This window comes from Bradyrhizobium sp. Cp5.3, assembly GCF_000426265.1.
GTDB classification, from domain to species: Bacteria; Pseudomonadota; Alphaproteobacteria; order Rhizobiales; family Xanthobacteraceae; genus Bradyrhizobium; species Bradyrhizobium neotropicale.
Genome location: NZ_AUFA01000115.1, coordinates 1 through 3,201, shown reverse-complemented (window position 1 = coordinate 3,201; position 3,201 = coordinate 1). Strand labels below are relative to the sequence as shown.

The window sequence follows — 3,201 nt, the reverse complement described above, 5'->3', positions numbered from 1 at the left end:
TCAACCCCGTTGCCCACGTCACGAGGGCCGCGTAACATTCATTCCGGCAACGTCGGCCCGACCTAGTTCAACAGCGATCGGGACATCCCCGCGCACTTGGGTTGATTTTGATGTAAATCAATCAGTTAGCTTGAGGATCACGTTTGGGGAACGGTTCGATACCTCTTTCTTTGGAACGCGTTTCGGAGCTATCCAGTCGGCTCGCAAAAAAACCTTTGCCAGTTCCAAGAAATCAGGGCACCAACTCGTTTAACGTTGTCTGTTGCCATATGCTGAATCACGCTGCGCGCGCATCGATCGCACAATGCAGCTTCTGGTTTTGGTTTTCACATCACCAGAAACAGCAATAGACTCAAGATATCCAAGAGAAAGTACGATCATGAATCCTGTTTACGACCCGGCGTCGTTCGAAACCAAGTGGCAGCAGCGCTGGCTTCTAGACAAAACCTATTCTGCCGATGTCCATATCAGCGGAAAGACGTGCTTTGTGGTCGATATGTTTCCGTATCCATCAGGAAACTCGATGCATGTTGGCCATCCTCGAGGGTATGTCGGAACCGATGTCTATAGTCGCATGAAGAGAATGCAAGGCTATCGCGTACTTCATCCCATGGGGTGGGACGCGTTTGGGCTTCCGGCCGAGGAAACTGCGATCGAAAACAAGGAGTATCCAGCCACGACGGTTGCACGAAACGTTGAGAGATTCAAAAGCCAACTCATTCGACTGGGCTTGGCATATGATTGGGACCGAGAGATCAACACGACCGAGCCTGGGTTTTACAAGCATACTCAACGTATTTTTCTGGAGATGTTCCGACGCGGGTTGGCTTACTACTCTCTTTCTTATGTGAACTGGTGTCCGGGGCTCGGTACGGTCCTTGCCAACGAAGATATTGTCGACGGAAAGAGCGAGCGCGGTGGTCACCCTGTCTTCCAGCAGCCCATGCGACAATGGACCCTGAGAATTACCGCCTATGCGTCACGGTTGATCGATGACTTGAACCTTCTTCCACAGTGGCCGGAAGCGGTAAAGAACGCTCAACGGAATTGGATAGGGCGAAGCACCGGTCACGAATTTTCCCTCGCCACTACCAAGGGTGTAAGAGTAGATGTATTTACTACCCGCATCGAGACGCTGCCTGGTGTAACGTTCGCGGCGATAGCGCCTGACTCTCCCTTGGTTGCGCAGCTTCTTCATTTTTTGACAAACCGCGCTGACGTCGAGGCGTATGTTGCTGCAACCAAGTCTCACTCGGACAGAGACCGAACGATCTCGAAAGAGAAGACAGGTGTCGTGCTCTCAGGGATCTCGGGCATCAATCCAGTCACCGGACAAGAATTCCCGCTGGTCATCGCAGACTACGTGCTCGCATCTTATGGATCAGGTGCTGTCATGGGTGTGCCAGCGCACGATGATCGTGATCGCGAGATCGCCTTAGCCTTTGGGCTACCGATCGTTGAGTGCATAGAGGGTGACGTAGTCGTCAGCTCGAGCAAATATGATGGCCTAAAAATCGATGAGGCAAGACGCGAATTCGCGAAGCTGGTCGATGCCGGTGACAAGACAAACTTCAAGATGCGCGACTGGGTGTTTTCGCGGCAGCGGTTCTGGGGTGAACCATTCCCGATCGTGTGGGTTTTGGGCAGGGATGCCTACGAAGAAATTCTCAAGGGGCCGGCTGGCGCGTGGGCGCCGACAGAGCCGATTACCTACAGCGAACGGGGTGAGGTACACTTCGCGGTACCTGTCGTGCCCGGCGAGCTTGATCAGGTTGAATTGCCGGTTGTCGAATCCTACGAGCCGACCGGCGAGCCGAGTGGGCCGCTGGCGACATTGGCGAGTTGGGTCGATGCCTGGATCGAGCCCGACACCGGGCGCTTGAGCCACCTTCGGACGTCTGCGAAATCGATTCCGTGCCGACGTGAAACAAATACCATGCCGCAATGGGCTGGCTCGTCGTGGTACTGGCTACGGTACATGGACCCGAACAATGACGCTCTACCGTTCTCCGCCGAAGCCGCAGCGACGTGGGGGCCGGTTAATGTCTATGCGGGAGCCGATCACGCCGTTGCTCATCTGATCTATGCGCGCTTCTGGCACAAGGTTCTGTACGATTGCGGTTTGGTTCCTTTCGTTGAGCCGTTCGAGCGATTGGAGTTTCTGGGGTATGTTCTTGCATCCGACGGAACAAAGATCTCGAAGCGTAAGGGTAATAGCCGCAACCCTGACGACGTCATCCGTGAGGTGGGCGCGGATGCTTTCCGCCTTTACGAGCTGGCGCTCGGCCCCTTCGAAAAGGCCGTTCCCTGGATCGACGAGAATCTTGTCGGCGCGCGACGATTTTTAGATCGGCTTTGGCGCTTCGCGCTAAAATGCCTCTCGGCAGAGCGGGCGTCATCATCGCCTGAAATTGCATTACATCTGAACAATGCGGTGCAGAAGGTAACCTCCGATGCCGAGAACTTTAAATTCAATACAGCCGTGGCCGCGCTCAATATCTTGCTCAACGAATGCGAGGGTAAGCACGTAAATCGGGAAGATCTTGAGGTCATATTGAGAATAACGGCGCCCTTCGCACCGCACATGGCGGAAGAGCTGTGGTCTCACCTCGGACGTACCAATAGTATCCACCATGCGAGTTGGCCGGAGGTGGATGAACGTGCACTTATCAAGGCCACAATTGTACTTCCGGTCCAGATTAACGGCAGGCGGCGCGCCGAAATCGTGGTGCCCGCCAATGCGGACGAAACTCAGGTTCGTGACGCGATTGCCGCCGAACCAAACCTTCGTCAGTGGGTCCAAGGCGCGACAATTAAAAAAGTGATTTTCGTTCCCGGCAGAATTGTCAACATGATCATATAGCCCGCCCGTGTGGAACCTCGAGAGGTTGTTCCCGGCTAAACCGAGTCGGCTGATGGGGTGTGTTGGCCTTCAGGCTACCAAGCGGCCGATGCCAATTGTAGCGATGGAGCCAGTTGGACAGTTCGGCCGTTCGCTGGTCTGAGTTCTGGTAGGCTTGCGCGCTTGCTGGCGCAGCTTGGCGTAGCGCAGGCGGGTGGTGACCTTGCCCCCATATGTGGAGCGGCCCGCGTGGCAAGAGCTTTCTCAGTCGATTTCACACATTGGAACGGTGCGGTCATATGTCCGGCCTTTGCGCGCGGCACATGGCCGCTGGCCTCGATGAGATCCGCGGAACGAGG

General features: G+C 55.2%; 1 protein-coding gene and 1 pseudogene. One reads left to right on the top strand and one right to left on the bottom strand.

Annotation, left to right across the window (positions count from 1 at the left end; all coding sequences use genetic code 11):
* The first annotated feature begins 379 nt into the window (after positions 1–379).
* A complete protein-coding gene (locus K289_RS0140570) occupies positions 380–2,863 on the top strand; it encodes a leucine--tRNA ligase (protein WP_027556516.1) in 2,484 nt (827 codons plus the stop codon).
* Positions 2,864–2,872: 9 nt separating this feature from the next.
* On the opposite strand, the pseudogene K289_RS53330 reads toward K289_RS0140570, so the two are convergent.
* Positions 2,873–3,029 (bottom strand): annotated as a pseudogene (locus K289_RS53330) (IS481 family transposase); the annotation flags it as partial.
* Positions 3,030–3,201 lie beyond the last annotated feature (172 nt).